The following is a 13648-nucleotide window of genomic DNA, read 5'->3' as shown; positions in this document are numbered from 1 at the left end:
ATACTCTGGATCTGTCTGTTTACCTTTTATTCACATGAATGCCTTTTGCTGCGGCCTGATCGCAGGCTGCCTCAGCCTGTTGTTCTGGCCGCAGATCCCGCCGTTCAACGGGTTCTGGTTATTGCTGTGCCTGCCATTGTTGTGTTGCCTGCGTTACTGGTTTTTCGCCGGATTGTTGCTGAGTACAGTCTGTGCCCTCGGTGCTGTGCAACAGCATCAATACCTCAGCCGGCACCTGCTGCAGGCAGCGCCTCTGTGGCTGAGCGGTCATATCAGCAGTATGGTGCAACCGGGCCGGGACTACAGCCGGCTGCAGTTTCAGCTGGAAACACCGCCTTATCAGGGCTATTCAGTACGCCTTGGCTGGAGCCAGGCGCCAGAACTGTTGGGGCAGGGGCAACGCTGGCAGCTGCAGCTGCGTTGCAAAAGGGTACGGCCGCCGGCCAATCCCGGTTCGGCTCCGGTAGAAGCCAATGCCTATGTGCTGGGCATTCTGGCCAGTTGTCAGGTCAGGCAGGCACTGTTGCTCGAATCCGGCATGGCTCAGCGCCAGTTGCTGTACGACAGCTGGCAACAGCGTTTTGGTGACTGGCCGGGTTTTGCGCTGATCACGGCGCTGACGCTGGGCGAACGGCCCTTCAGCTCTGAACTCTGGCTGGGGCTGCAGGCCAGTGCACTGGGCCATCTGATTTCCATCTCTGGTTTTCATATCGGCCTGTTATTTGGCTGGCTGGTGTTGCTGAGTCACTGGCTTGCACTGGTTCCGGGGTTGCAGGGCCTGCGCCGCTTTGGCCCCTGGCTGGCGTTGGCTGCGGCCTGCTATTACAGCTTGCTGGCGGGCCTGGCGATCCCCACCTTAAGGGCGGTGCTCGCTCTGGCGCTGGGGGTGTTGCTGTGGGCCCTGCGCTGGCGGCTCAGCCCCAGCCAGGCCTGGCTGCGACTTTGTGCCTTGTTACTGTTGCTGCAGCCGCTGTGGGTGCTGAGTCTGAGTTTTTGGCTGACCCTGATCGCAGTCGCGTTATTACTGCTGCTGGTCTGGCGTTATCCGCTGCCCTGCGGCAACTTAGCGGACAAACTCTGGTGGGCGGTGCGTTTTCAATGCTGGATGACGTTGTTGATGGCGGTGCCCACCCTGCTGTTTTTTCATGGGGTGGCTCCTTTGGCGTTACTGTCGAATCTGCTGTTTGTGCCCTGGTGCTCGTTGCTGCTGATCCCCTGGTTATTTCTGGCGGTGCTGATTGACCTGCTGGGGCCAGTGCACTGGTTATGGCACTGGCAGCTTGCCGACCTGCTGACGCAGCCGTTATTGCACTGGTTACTTTTTACCGCCAGTACCGAACATTGGTGGTTGTTACCGGCTCAGACCGTTAGTTCTGTGTTGGCACTGCTGATCCTGATGGTGCTGCTGTGTTTCGGCTGGCAGCGTCGCCGGGCTCTGGCGTTTGCTCTGGTGCTGCTGGTGCCCGCTTGGTCGGCCGGGCGATTTGCCCAGCCTCAGACCGCCCTGCACCTGCTGGATGTGGGGCAAGGCACGGCATTGTTAGTGCAACAGGGACGGCGTGGCCTGCTGTATGACGTCGGCCCCCGTTATGGGGACTTCAGTGCCACCGAAGCTTATGTACTGCCTTACCTGCATTACCAGGGCATTGCGCAGCTGGACTATCTGGTGCTGAGCCATGCGGATGCCGACCATACAGGGAATTATCAGCAAGTGCTGAAGGCGTACCCACAAGCCGCATTGATGGCCGATTTTCCGGCCGGTCCAGTGCAAGACTCCTGCCTTCAGCTGCCTGTCCGCTGGGGCGAAGCCAGGCTGAACAGTTTCAGGGCAGAGCGTGACCCGGCCAGCAATGACGGGTCCTGCTGGTTGCGGCTGGACTGGCATGGCTGGAGTTTCCTGGCTACAGGCGACAGCGGCCAGGCCGTGGAGCTGCAGTACCTGGCGCAGCAGCCAGGCAGAGTCCATGTGCTGCTGCTCGGGCACCATGGCAGTAACAGTTCGTCTGGCCTTGAGTTTTTAACACAGCTGTCGCCGCTGCTGGCGCTGAACAGTGCCGGTGCTTTGAATCATTACGGCCATCCTCACCCGGCGGTTCGCGCGCGGCTGGCGTTGCTGCAAATTCCTTTGGTGGATACCGGACAGCTGGGGGCTATTGAGCTCAGATACAGTGCAGGCAAGATCGACATCTGGCCATACCGGCAGCGCCTTTGGCCGCTGTGGTTGCGCAATTCTCCAGCAACCAAAGCCTCAATGGGGATAACTGCTGAAACTGCTGAATGAACCATGTAGAATGGCCGCAGAACTCTGTGCAAGGAACGTATTTTGTCAGAAAATCAGATTGATGTGCGTGCGACCGCCCGACGTTTATTCAGTTACCTGAAGCCTTACCGTCCGGCTTTTGCGGTGGCTATTGTGGGCATGGCCGGTTATGCCGGTGTGGATATTTTGTTTATGTCGCAGTTTGGTGATTTTATTGACCGCGGCATTACCCAGAAAGACGTCAATTATCTGGCCTGGGCACCGGTATTTGTGGTGTTGATGTTTTTGCTGCGGGGCCTGTTTAACTTTGTTTCCAGCTATTGCCTGACCTGGGCCGGTACTCACATAGTCAAAGACTTGCGCCAGCAGTTGTTTGGCAAAATGATGACCTTACCGGTTAGCTACCATGACAAACACAGCACAGGCGAGCTGATCTCCAAAATTACCTACGATGCTGAGCAAATCAAACAAACCTCCAGCAAAGCGCTGGTGGTGCTGATCCACGAAGGGGTTTTTGTACTGGGCTGTCTGGGGCTGATGTTCTGGAACAGCTGGCAGTTGTCGCTGATTTTTCTGATCATCGCCCCGCTGATCGCCGTGGTGGTGTCGCAGGTGTCTAAGCGATTCCGGCTGATCAGCTCCCGTATTCAGAACTCAATGGGCGATGTCACCAGTGCGTCAGAGCAAATGCTCAACGGCCATAAAGTGATTCGCTCCTTTGGTGCTGTCGCGCTGGAGAACCAGAAGTTTGCTCAAGTGAATAACCGCAACCGCCAGCTGGACGTGAAAATGGAAGCGGCGCGTTCGATCAGTGTGTCGCTGATCCAACTGATTGCTTCCTTTGCTCTGGCATTTGTGATTTATCTCGCCAGTTTTCCGCAGATGCTGGACAGCCTGACGCCTGGTATTTTTGCCGAAATTCTGGCGGCCATGATGTTATTGCTCAAACCGCTGAAGCAACTGACCACGGTTAACAGCGAGTTTCAGCGTGGTATGGCGGCAGCGGCCAATGTGTTTTTGGTGCTGGACCAGCCCTCTGAGCAGGACAATGGCAAGGTCGAGCTGCAGCAGGCCAGAGGCTTATTGCAGGTCAGTCATGTCAGCTTCAGCTACCCGGGCCACAGCCGTCAGGTACTGAGTGACATCAGTTTTACCGCAGAGCCGGGCCAGACTATTGCTTTGGTTGGCCGCTCTGGCAGTGGCAAAACCACCATTTCCAGTTTGTTGCCGCGCTTCTATGAAATTGAACAGGGCGAAATTCTGCTCGACGGTGTCAATATTCAACACTGCACACTGAATTCGTTACGCTCGCAGATGGCGTCTGTATCGCAACAGGTGGTGCTGTTTAACGACAGTATTGCCAATAATATTGCTTACGCCTACCAGGGGGATCTCAGCCGGGAAAAGCTGGAGCAGGTGGCGGAAAAAGCCCATGTCCTGGAATTTGCCAGCCAGTTGCCGGATGGCCTGGACACCATCATTGGCGAAAATGGCGTGACCTTATCTGGCGGCCAGCGTCAGCGTATTGCGATAGCGCGCGCGCTGCTGCGCGAAGCACCGTTGCTGATTTTGGATGAAGCGACCTCTGCACTGGACACGGAGTCGGAGCGCAAAATTCAGGCGGCGCTGGATGAGCTGCTCAAAGGGCGCACCAGCCTGGTGATTGCCCACCGTTTATCCACCATCGAACAGGCTGATTTAATTCTGGTGATGGACCAGGGCAAAATTGTCGAACGTGGCAGTCATCAGCAATTGCTGGCACAAAATGGCTATTACGCCCAGCTGTACAAAATGCAGTTCAGTGAGGCCGGATGAACTGGTTTGAGCGCGGCTGGTATGGTGAACATCAGGGCACTCTGTGGTTGTGGCCACTCAGCCTGTTATACCGCCTGATCAGCTGTCTGCGCCGTGTCGCCTATCAGCAGGGCTGGCTGAAAAGCCATCAGGTGGCCGTGCCTGTACTGGTGGTGGGCAATATCAGTGTGGGTGGCACAGGTAAAACGCCGATGACTTTGTATTTATGCCAACAGTTGCAACAGGCCGGCCTGAAGGTCGGCATTGTCAGCCGCGGTTATGGTGCAAAAATCAGCTCGCCTGTGCGGGTTCTGCCAGAGCATTCGCCTGCTGATGTGGGCGATGAACCTTATCTGCTGGCAAGGCGCAGCGGCTGCCCTGTGGTGGTCTGCCCGGACCGGGTGGCTGCCGCTGAATTTTTATTGGCGCAACAGCCGCTTGACCTGATTATTTCCGATGATGGCCTGCAGCATTACCGGCTGCAGCGCGACATCGAGCTGGTGCTGGTGGATGGCCAGCGCGGCGTGGGCAATGGCCTGCTGTTGCCAGCCGGGCCTTTGCGTGAAGCTGTAGCACGGCTGAAAACTGTTGATGCCGTGGTGATCAATAGCGCCACCGGGCCATCTCAGCTCAGCCTGCCAGCTGACTTGCCTTGTTATGCGATGCGCCTGCAGCCGACAGCCCCTGTGCCTTTGACCGCGTCAGGCGTCTGGACGGAACAGGCGGTGACTTTAGTGGCCGCTATCGGCAACCCGGAACGCTTTGCCATGACAGTGCAGGCCATGGGCATTGCGGTGAAAGCCAAAACTTTTTTCCCCGATCATTTTGCCTTTACCCCCGACAGTCTGGCTGCTGTCAGCGGCCCTGTGCTGATGACCGAAAAAGACGCGGTAAAATGCCGCACTTTTGCCAAAGCCGACTGGTTTTACCTGCCGGTGCAGGCGGAACTTGAACCTCAGAGCGGCAGCCCGGCGTTCATGCCCTGGTTGCTGCAACACCTTCAACCAAGGAGCTGATATGGCGTTAAATGTAGCGCTGCTCGACATCATTGCCTGCCCGTTGTGCAAAGGCAAACTGAAGCTGGATAAAGACAAACAGGAGCTGATCTGTGTCGCAGACCGGCTGGCATACCCCATTCGCCAGCATATTCCGGTCTTGCTGGTCAACGAAGCCCGGCCATTGACGCTGGATGAGGCGGATGCATGGCGTTCGTAGTGGTGATCCCGGCGCGTTTTGCCTCCAGCCGGCTGCCGGGTAAACCTCTGGCCGATATTGCAGGGCGCAGCATGATTGAGCGGGTCTGGCGTCAGGCCATACAAAGCGGGGCCGCTCAGGTGGTGATAGCGACAGACCATGAGCAAGTGGCCAGCCATTGCCGGGCTTTTGGTGCTCAGGTCTGTATGACCAAAGCGGAGCACAATTCGGGGACTGAACGCCTGGCCGAAGTAGTGCAACAGCTGGGCCTGGCGGATGCCACTGTAGTGGTCAATGTGCAGGGCGATGAACCCTTTATTCCACCCGCTATTATTCGTCAGGTGGCGGACAATCTGGCGGGTCAGCAAAAAGCACGGATGGCCACACTGGCGGTGGCGCTGGCAGACGCCGACGAAATTGCCAATCCCAATGTGGTGAAAGTGCAGACCGATAAAGACGGTTATGCACTGTATTTCAGTCGCTCTGTGATCCCTTTTGATCGTGATCAGGCCTTTGAATCGCAACTGGCCGCGATTTATCGCCGCCATATTGGCATTTATGCTTACCGCGCCGGTTTTATTCAGCAGTATGTCAACTGGCCAGCGTCGCAGCTGGAGCAGATCGAATGCCTGGAACAGTTACGGGTGTTATGGCAGGGCGAAGCCATTCATGTGGCGACCGCAGTGGAACCACCGGCCATGGGGGTCGATACCCCAGCCGATTTGGAAAAGGCTCGTGCTTTTGCTGTGGAATTTGACCTCGTATGAGCCTTCAGCCAGTGCTGCAACACAAGGATTTTTGGGTACTGAATAAACCGGCCGGCTTGAGTTTTCACAGCGAATTCGAACCTGGCCTGGTGGCGCTGGCCGAAGCGCAGCTTGGCGAGAAACTCTATGCGGTGCACCGGCTGGACAAAGGCACCAGTGGCTTGATTTTGCTGGCCCGCAGCAGCGAAGCGGCGGCGCAGTTGTCAGCTCTGTTTGCCAATGGGGCTATCGATAAATGGTACCTGGCGCTCTCGGGCGGTAAACCAAAGAAAAAACAAGGTTGGGTCAAAGGCGATATGGTGCAGGCGCGTCGCTCCGCCTGGATGCTGACCACAGCGCAGTCCAATCCGGCCATCAGTTATTTTATTTCAGCCGGTTTAGCAGACGCTGGCCGCCGGGCTTATCTGGTCAAACCTTACACGGGCAAAACCCATCAGGTGCGGGTGGCGCTAAAAAGTGTTGGTGCCGCTTTGCTTGGGGATGAGCTGTACAAAGGCGGGCAGGCCGATCGTTTGTATTTACATGCCTATGCGCTGGGTTTTGACTGGCAGGGTCAACGCATGGAGCTGCTCCTCAAGCCTGACCAAGGCGATTTTTTTACCAGCCCCGCCCTGCAGCAACTGCTGGACCAGGCCTGGGCAAAGCCCTGGGACCTGGGGTTTCCGTTTTTTCATCGACAGGCTGCTGCTGATGCAGCACAGACGGACTGACTATGTCTGATTATGTATTACGTTTTGCCGGCATAGGCCGGTTATACGGCGTGAAAGCGCTGGAAAAGTTTCAGCACAGCCATGTCTGTGTGGTAGGTATTGGTGGGGTCGGTAGCTGGGCTGCTGAGGCGTTGGCACGTTCTGGCATTGGTCAGATCACCCTGATTGATCTCGACGATATCTGCATCAGCAATACCAACCGCCAGTTGCATGCGCTGAGCGGCACTATAGGCCAGGACAAAGTAGCGGTAATGGCCGAGCGTATCCGGGCTATTAACCCGGAGTGTCAGGTGCATTGTGTCGAAGATTTTGTCGCCACCGACAATATCGCCAGCCTGATGGCCGCTGGTTTTGACTATGTGGTGGACTGCATTGATTCCATCAAAGCCAAAGTGGCGCTGATAGCCTACTGCAAACGCAATAAAATCCCGCTGGTGACAGTGGGAGGCGCAGGCGGGCAGACCGACCCGACGCAAATTCAGCTGGCTGATTTAAGCCAGACCACGTACGACCCGCTGCTGGCTAAAGTACGCAATACGCTGCGGCGCGACTACAACTACAGCCGCAACCCAAAACGCCGTTTTGGTATTGATGCGGTGTATTCCACCGAGCAATTGGTGTATCCGGCCGGGGATGGCACAGTCTGTCAGACCAAACCTGAACTGGACGGCGCTCAGTCAGGTAGTATGCGGCTGGACTGCTCTGGTGGTTTTGGTGCTGTCACTGTGGTGACCGGCAGTTTTGCTTTTGTGGCTGTGTCCCGGGTGCTGCGTAAACTGGCGGACAAAGCGCAGTGACAGGGGAGGAGTGAACTCCTCCTCCCCACGCGGATCAATCGCGGCGGATCACAAAGTCTTCCGTCGCGCGGCGTACTTTTTTCAAATTCACCAGCCAGTCGCCTTCGGCTTCGCGGTAGCCGAGCGGCAGCAACAACACGGATTTAAGACCTAATTCTGCCAGGTTCAGAATCTCATCCACTTTCTCAGGTTCAAAACCTTCCATTGGTGTGGCATCCACTTGCTGCTCGGCAGCGGCAATTAAGGCAGAGCCCAGGCCTATATAAGCCTGACGGGCCGCATGTTCAAAGTTCTGCTGTGCCGGGCGCTGCGGGTAGAAGTTCAGCAGTTTTTGCCGGTACGCTTCCCAGCCTTCGTTTTTAAAGCCGCGTTGTTCATTCACCAAATCGAACATCATATGGATACGTTCAGCGGTGTAATTGTCCCAGGCAGCAAATACCAGCAGGTGGGAGCTGTCGGTGACCTGCGATTGATCCCAGGCGACAGCGCGGATTTTTGCTTTTAATTCAGGATTCGTCACCACCAGCACCTGATAAGGTTGTAAACCGCTGGAGCTGGCGCTCAGGCGGATGGCTTCAAGAATATAATCCAGACGTTCGGCAGGTACGGCGTTGCTGGCCTGCATCTTTTTGGTGGCATAACGCCAGTTCAATAAATCAAGGGTCGACATTGCGGATACTCCTTTGCAAGACTCCCCCCGATATAAGGCTCACGCCCTGTATTTCAAGGGCTTTTCGAATGAGGGGGCGACGACAGGTCTGTTTGTTGCGTTGTGTCGCTATCGCGCCTGTCGTCTGCTGGTTGGGTACTTAACTGTTCTGTGCAGGCTGTGCTCAGGACTGACACCTCCTCAGCGGATTGACTGGACAGCTCCTGATCGGCATTTGGCAAAGGCGCATCCACAGGTGCGGGGTTCAACATTTGTTGTTGTACCGTTTCTTCGTCGACCCTGGGGTCCAGCGCTGCCGCCAGTGGCGAAGACACCAAATCACCTGAGGCCATGACATAATCCTGGGTTTTTTGTTTATCCTGCTGCTTTTGCTGGTAGTTCACCTGGGATAAGCGCAAAAACAGCAGCAAAGTGCAAAGGGCAATAAAACCATAGAGCATGCGGTAGCCCAGCAACTGCACCAGACCAGAGGCCAGCAGAGGCCCGATACTGGCACCTAAACCGAAGGTCAGCAAAATAGTGGCCGACAACGCAACCCGCTGGTCCTGCTCCACATTCTGATTGGCCAGTGCGGTGCCGAGCGGGTACAAGGTGAAGGCGAAAATGCCATAGGCAAAAGTAAATACCAGCTGCAACCAGCCGGATAAAGGCAGCAGCGCAATACAAAGTGCAATGGAGCCGAGGATCACTGTGTTGGTGCGGATCAGGCGGCTGCGGCGCACCCGGTCAGACAGTTTTCCCATAGGCCACTGCGCCAGCAAACCCGCCACTATGGTGCAGCTCATATAAAGCGCAACCTGATGGGTGTCGCCGCCCTGACTGGCCACATAAGCCGGCGCCAGACCATAAAAACTGCCGGCAATCACCCCGGCCATGGCGACAGTGGTCAGGCTTTGTGGCACCTGTTGCCAGAACACCCGGATTTTCAGCGGCGCCGGTTGCAGTGGCGCCGGGTGAATACGGCGGGTCAGTGCCAGTGGCACCAGACAAAGTGCGAAGCACATGCCGACAATCAGCAGCGGTTTTAAATCCAGTTCCGGGCTGATACTGATGGCTGCCTGACCGAGCATTAAACCCAGGTAAGACACAATCATATAGCTGGCAAATACTGTACCGCGGTTCTTGCTGTCCGCCTGTTCATTCAGCCAGCTTTCCAGCACCATATACATACACATCATGCCGGTGCCGACCACTAAACGCAGCACCAGCCAGACGGTTAAATCATCAATCAGTGCATGGCCTAAGGCCGAGGCGCTGGTCACCCCGGCGCTGGCCACAAAGGTGCGGATATGGCCCACCTGAGCAATTAAGCGGTGACCCACTTTGGAACCGCCGACCAGGCCCAGGTAATAGGCTGACATCATGCCACCTATCCAGATTTGAGCCACCTGATCGGCCGCCAGCCGCAGACCGAGATAGGTCGTTAGCACACCGCTGGCCAGTAAGGCCAGTAACGTAGCGGAATAAAGCGATGAAAATGACCGTAACGATGTCGACATAACAAGTCCTGTTGCAACGACCTGAAAAAAGGGGCGGTAAACCGCCCATTTCTTTAATTTGCGTTATTTTACCCGCATGCCTGGTGTCGCGCCTGAATCCGGTGTCAGCAGGAAAATCTCTGAACCACCAGGGCCTGCGGCCATCACCATGCCTTCGGACAGGCCAAACCGCATTTTACGAGGCGCCAGATTGGCCACCATCACTGTCAGGCGACCGACCAGTTGCTCTGGCTGGTAGGCCGATTTAATACCGGCAAATACCTGGCGTTGTTCATTGCCTAAATCCAGTTGCAGTTTCACCAGTTTATCGGCACCTTCGACATGTTCGGCGCTGACAATAAGGGCCACCCGCAGGTCGAGCTTGGCAAAGTCTTCAATGCCGATGGTGTCGCCAATAGGCTCAATCTCGCCACTGGCGGCTGGCGCAGCAGCTGCTTTTTCCACTTTGGCGGCTGGCGCCGGAGTAGGGGCTGCAGGCTGCAGGTTTTCTTTGCTGGCGTCGACCATGGCTTCCACTTTGCTCATGTCCACCCGCTGCATCAGCGCTTTAAATGGATTCACTGCATGGGCCCTCAGTGGCTGCTGGTAACTGTCCCAGCAGAGCGGGCTGTTTAAGAAGGCTTCCACTTCTGCGGCCATAGCCGGCAACACAGGTTTTAAGTAATGCATCAGCACGCGGAACAGGTTAATACCCATAGAGCACACCAGGTGCGCTTCTTCCAGCGTGGCGTCGTTTTTCGCCAGCACCCAGGGCGCTTTGGCATCAATGTACTGGTTGGCTTTGTCGGCCAGCGCCATAATGTCGCGGATGGCTCGGGCAAACTCACGCTTTTCAAAGCTTTCCGCAATGCTGTCACCGGCAGCGGCAAACTCTGCATACAATGCTGGCTCAGCGACAACGGCACTTAACTGACCATCAAACTTCTTGCTGATAAAGCTGGCGCAGCGGCTGGCGATATTCACCACTTTACCGACTAAGTCTGAGTTTACCTTCTGGGCGAAATCTTCCAGATTCAGGTCCAGGTCGGTAATGCCGCTGGTCAGTTTGGACGCGAAGTAATAACGCAGGTATTCCGGGTTTAAATGCTCCAGGTAGGTGCGGGCCTTAATAAAAGTGCCGCGTGACTTGGACATTTTGGCGCCATTGACGGTGACAAAACCATGGGCAAATACGCTGCTTGGTTTGCGGTAACCGGCACCGTGCAGCATGGCGGGCCAGAACAGGCTGTGGAAATAGATAATGTCTTTGCCGATAAAGTGGTACACCTCAGCCTCAGAGTCTTGGGCCCAGAACTGGCTGAAGTCGACACCGGTTTTGTCGCAGTAATTCTTAAAGCTGGCCAGATAGCCAATAGGGGCGTCCAGCCAGACATAAAAAAACTTGCCCGGTGCGCCCGGAATTTCAAAACCAAAATAAGGCGCATCACGGCTGATGTCCCACTGCTGCAGGCCTTCTTTAAACCACTCCTGCAGTTTGTTGGCCATTTCATCCTGCAAGGAACCACTGCGAGTCCAGTCCTGCAACATCTGCTCAAAAGCCGGCAGGTCGAAGAAGTAATGCTCTGAATCTTTCAGCACCGGCGTGGCGCCTGACACCACAGAGTGGGCGTTTTTCAGCTCGGTCGGACTGTAGGTCGCACCACACACATCACAGCTGTCGCCGTTTTGGTCCAAAGCGCCACACTTCGGGCAATCGCCTTTGACAAAACGGTCCGGCAGGAACATCTGTTTTTCCGGGTCGAACAGCTGGCTGATGGTATGGCGTTTGATATAACCGCCAGCGTCCAGTTTCTGATAAATTTCGTTGGCAAAAGCGCGGTTTTCGTCGCTGTGGGTGCTGTGGTAGTTATCAAAACCAATTAAAAACTCGGCAAAATCCGCTTTGTGCTCAATAGCGGTCTGCGCAATCATTTGCTCTGGCGTCATGCCCAGTTGCTGAGCTTTCAGCATAATAGGGGTGCCGTGGGCATCGTCGGCACAGACGTAATAACATTGGTGACCACGGGCTTTCTGAAAACGGGACCAGATGTCGGTCTGAATGTATTCCAGCATATGGCCTAAGTGAATGGGGCCGTTGGCATAAGGAAGAGCGCTGGTGATCAGAATTTTGCGTGCTGTCATCGATAACCCATAGAGAGAACAGAAAAAAATAGTGCGCTAATGATACAATAGCCAGCATGAAAGCGCATCCGTTTCCCCCTGCATCAAGGACAGTCTATGTGGTTTGACTGGTTATCCCGCAGCAAGAACCAAGTTCCCGCTGCCATTGCACAATGCATCGCCGATTTTCAGCCCGCTGAAATGCCGTTGCCACTGACCCAGGTGGTGCAGCAGCTCGACTGGCAGGACAAAGAGCAACGGCTGACTCTGACCTTGCCTTTTGCCTGGCAAAGCCTCAGCACCGAGTTGTTACCAAGGCTGTTGCAGTTAGACCCGAAGCTTCAGCTGGAACTGCGCTACCAAAACTCGTTGCCACCGCTATTTAAAGGCATTAAACAGGTAATTCTGGTGGCCTCCGGCAAAGGTGGTGTGGGCAAATCCACTACAGCTGTGAATGTCGCTGTGGCCATGGCGCAGGAGGGGGCCAAAGTTGGTTTGCTCGATGCGGATATTTACGGCCCCTCCATTCCGTTGATGTTGGGATTGCAAGGGCAAAAAGCCGAATCAGCCGACGAAAAACAGCTGTTGCCGAAACAGGCCGCCGGAATCACAGTGCAGTCCATCGGCTTTTTGGTGGACCCGGATTCCGCCACTGTGTGGCGCGGCCCTATGGCCAGTCAGGCACTGTTGCAGCTCCTGAATGAAACTGACTGGGGCGAGCTGGATTACCTGGTGGTCGATATGCCGCCGGGTACGGGGGATATTCAGCTGACGCTGTCACAAAAAATACCACTGTCGGGGGCTGTGATTGTCACCACGCCGCAGGATGTGGCGCTGGCCGATGCACAAAAAGCGGTGGCGATGTTTAATTCGGTGCGGGTGCCCGTGCTGGGGCTGGTGGAAAATATGAGTTACTACCAGTGCAAAAGCTGTGGTGCTGTCGATGATATATTTGGCAGTCAGGGCGGGCTTGAGCTGGCGCAGCGGTATCAGTTGCCTGTGCTTGGCCAACTGCCGCTCGATACGCAAATCCGCCAGTCCGGTGATGCCGGTGTCCCGCTGGTGCATCAGGCAGGTTCCGGCACTGAACAGTACAAGCAGATAGCGAGACAACTGATTTTTGCTTTATATTGGCGCTCGCTGCAACAAGGTGCTGCGCCCGAAATTATTTTTACGGATGATTAACTGATGAGACTTTGTGACCGCGATATTGAAGCCTATTTAAACGAAGGCAAAATTCAGATTACGCCAAAACCGACACCCGACATGATTAGCGGCGTCAGTGTGGATATTCGCCTTGGCCATTCGTTCAGGACGTTCCGGCCTTACGCAGCTCCTTTTATTGATTTAAGTGGCCCTCGGGAAGAAGTGGAGCAGGCACTGAATTCGGTAATGAGTGACGAAATTCTGCTGTCGGACGATGAGGCTTTTTTTCTGCATCCAGGAGAGCTGGCGCTGGCGGTGACGCTGGAATCTGTGACTTTGCCTGCCAATATAGTCGGCTGGCTGGATGGCCGTTCTTCACTGGCGCGGTTGGGGCTCATGGTGCACGTGACGGCGCATCGTATTGATCCGGGCTGGTCCGGCAATATAGTGCTGGAGTTTTATAACAGCGGCCGTTTGCCGCTGGCGCTGCGGCCTAACATGAAAATTGGCGCGCTGAATTTTGAGCTGATGACAGGCGAAGCCGCACGGCCCTATAACAAACGTGTGGACGCCAAATACCAGCAACAGACCAATGCCGTCGCGAGCCGCATAGGCCAGGACGAAAAAGGCTGAGTGTATTCCGCGCTTAAAATGAAAAAGCCCGAACCAAAGTGGTCCGGGCTGAAGCAATAAAGCAAAAATGAAGCGGGG

Annotated in this window: 12 protein-coding genes; 9 read left to right on the top strand and 3 right to left on the bottom strand. The window is 55.5% G+C overall.

The genetic code is table 11. The features are described from left to right. Positions 1–79 precede the first annotated feature (79 nt). The 7 genes from WKJ03_RS00665 to tcdA are packed head-to-tail and all read left to right on the top strand — an operon-like array spanning position 80 to position 7522. Positions 80–2281: a DNA internalization-related competence protein ComEC/Rec2 gene (locus tag WKJ03_RS00665; RefSeq protein ID WP_337840222.1), complete on the top strand. Its 2202-nt coding sequence runs from the start codon at positions 80–82 to the stop codon at positions 2279–2281. A gap of 42 nt (positions 2282–2323) precedes the next feature. Beyond that, positions 2324–4075, top strand: a complete 1752-nt coding sequence (gene msbA, locus WKJ03_RS00660) for a lipid A export permease/ATP-binding protein MsbA (protein ID WP_337840221.1) — start codon at positions 2324–2326, stop codon at positions 4073–4075. Continuing rightward, positions 4072–5070 (top strand): tetraacyldisaccharide 4'-kinase, encoded by a 999-nt coding sequence (lpxK, locus tag WKJ03_RS00655; RefSeq protein WP_337840220.1) that lies wholly within the window; start codon positions 4072–4074, stop codon positions 5068–5070. The genes msbA and lpxK overlap by 4 nt, the downstream gene beginning before the upstream one ends. A gap of 1 nt (position 5071) precedes the next feature. Then, positions 5072–5269: a Trm112 family protein gene (locus WKJ03_RS00650; RefSeq protein WP_337840219.1), complete on the top strand. Its 198-nt coding sequence runs from the start codon at positions 5072–5074 to the stop codon at positions 5267–5269. Beyond that, positions 5257–6015, top strand: coding sequence for a 3-deoxy-manno-octulosonate cytidylyltransferase (gene kdsB / locus WKJ03_RS00645; RefSeq protein ID WP_337840218.1), 759 nt, complete (start codon positions 5257–5259; stop codon positions 6013–6015). The genes WKJ03_RS00650 and kdsB overlap by 13 nt, the downstream gene beginning before the upstream one ends. Further along, a complete protein-coding gene (locus WKJ03_RS00640) occupies positions 6012–6725 on the top strand; it encodes a TIGR01621 family pseudouridine synthase (protein WP_337840217.1) in 714 nt (237 codons plus the stop codon). Before kdsB ends, WKJ03_RS00640 begins: the two co-directional genes overlap by 4 nt. After that, positions 6722–7522: a tRNA cyclic N6-threonylcarbamoyladenosine(37) synthase TcdA gene (gene tcdA / locus WKJ03_RS00635; RefSeq protein ID WP_337840890.1), complete on the top strand. Its 801-nt coding sequence runs from the start codon at positions 6722–6724 to the stop codon at positions 7520–7522. Before WKJ03_RS00640 ends, tcdA begins: the two co-directional genes overlap by 4 nt. A gap of 34 nt (positions 7523–7556) precedes the next feature. On the opposite strand, the gene WKJ03_RS00630 is transcribed toward tcdA, so the two are convergent. The 3 genes from WKJ03_RS00630 to metG all read right to left on the bottom strand — a co-directional run bounded on the left by WKJ03_RS00630 (position 7557) and on the right by metG (position 11812). Then, positions 7557–8192, bottom strand: coding sequence for an NAD(P)H-dependent oxidoreductase (locus tag WKJ03_RS00630; protein WP_337840216.1), 636 nt, complete (start codon positions 8190–8192; stop codon positions 7557–7559). A 53-nt stretch (positions 8193–8245) separates the two neighbouring features. Next, a complete protein-coding gene (locus tag WKJ03_RS00625) occupies positions 8246–9691 on the bottom strand; it encodes an MFS transporter (RefSeq protein WP_337840215.1) in 1446 nt (481 codons plus the stop codon). 63 nt (positions 9692–9754) lie between these two features. Next, entirely contained in the window at positions 9755–11812 is a 2058-nt protein-coding gene (metG, locus tag WKJ03_RS00620) for a methionine--tRNA ligase (RefSeq protein ID WP_337840214.1), read from the bottom strand. A gap of 96 nt (positions 11813–11908) precedes the next feature. Between metG and apbC the strand changes: the two genes are divergently transcribed. Both apbC and dcd read left to right on the top strand, forming a co-directional pair. Continuing rightward, positions 11909–12976, top strand: a complete 1068-nt coding sequence (apbC, locus tag WKJ03_RS00615) for an iron-sulfur cluster carrier protein ApbC (protein ID WP_337840213.1) — start codon at positions 11909–11911, stop codon at positions 12974–12976. Between the two features lie 3 nt (positions 12977–12979). Then, the gene (dcd, locus tag WKJ03_RS00610) at positions 12980–13570 is read left to right on the top strand and encodes a dCTP deaminase (RefSeq protein WP_337840212.1); all 591 of its coding nucleotides are present in this window, start codon (positions 12980–12982) and stop codon (positions 13568–13570) included. The last annotated feature ends 78 nt before the right edge of the window (positions 13571–13648 follow it).

This window comes from Rheinheimera sp., assembly GCF_037442525.1.
Lineage (GTDB): Bacteria > Pseudomonadota > Gammaproteobacteria > Enterobacterales > Alteromonadaceae > Pararheinheimera.
Note: the sequence above shows the minus strand (reverse complement) of the source record. Positions and strands in the feature narration are given on the sequence as shown.

Excerpts from the sequence above, each read along its gene's own strand:
- lpxK (WP_337840220.1), top strand. The coding sequence starts at position 4,072 with ATGAACTGGTTTGAGCGCGGCTGGTATGGTGAACATCAGGGCACTCTG.
- WKJ03_RS00650 (WP_337840219.1), top strand. The coding sequence starts at position 5,072 with ATGGCGTTAAATGTAGCGCTGCTCGACATCATTGCCTGCCCGTTGTGC.
- kdsB (WP_337840218.1), top strand. The coding sequence starts at position 5,257 with ATGGCGTTCGTAGTGGTGATCCCGGCGCGTTTTGCCTCCAGCCGGCTG.
- WKJ03_RS00640 (WP_337840217.1), top strand. The coding sequence starts at position 6,012 with ATGAGCCTTCAGCCAGTGCTGCAACACAAGGATTTTTGGGTACTGAAT.
- WKJ03_RS00630 (WP_337840216.1), bottom strand. The coding sequence starts at position 8,192 with ATGTCGACCCTTGATTTATTGAACTGGCGTTATGCCACCAAAAAGATG.
- WKJ03_RS00625 (WP_337840215.1), bottom strand. The coding sequence starts at position 9,691 with ATGTCGACATCGTTACGGTCATTTTCATCGCTTTATTCCGCTACGTTA.
- metG (WP_337840214.1), bottom strand. The coding sequence starts at position 11,812 with ATGACAGCACGCAAAATTCTGATCACCAGCGCTCTTCCTTATGCCAAC.
- apbC (WP_337840213.1), top strand. The coding sequence starts at position 11,909 with ATGTGGTTTGACTGGTTATCCCGCAGCAAGAACCAAGTTCCCGCTGCC.
- dcd (WP_337840212.1), top strand. The coding sequence starts at position 12,980 with ATGAGACTTTGTGACCGCGATATTGAAGCCTATTTAAACGAAGGCAAA.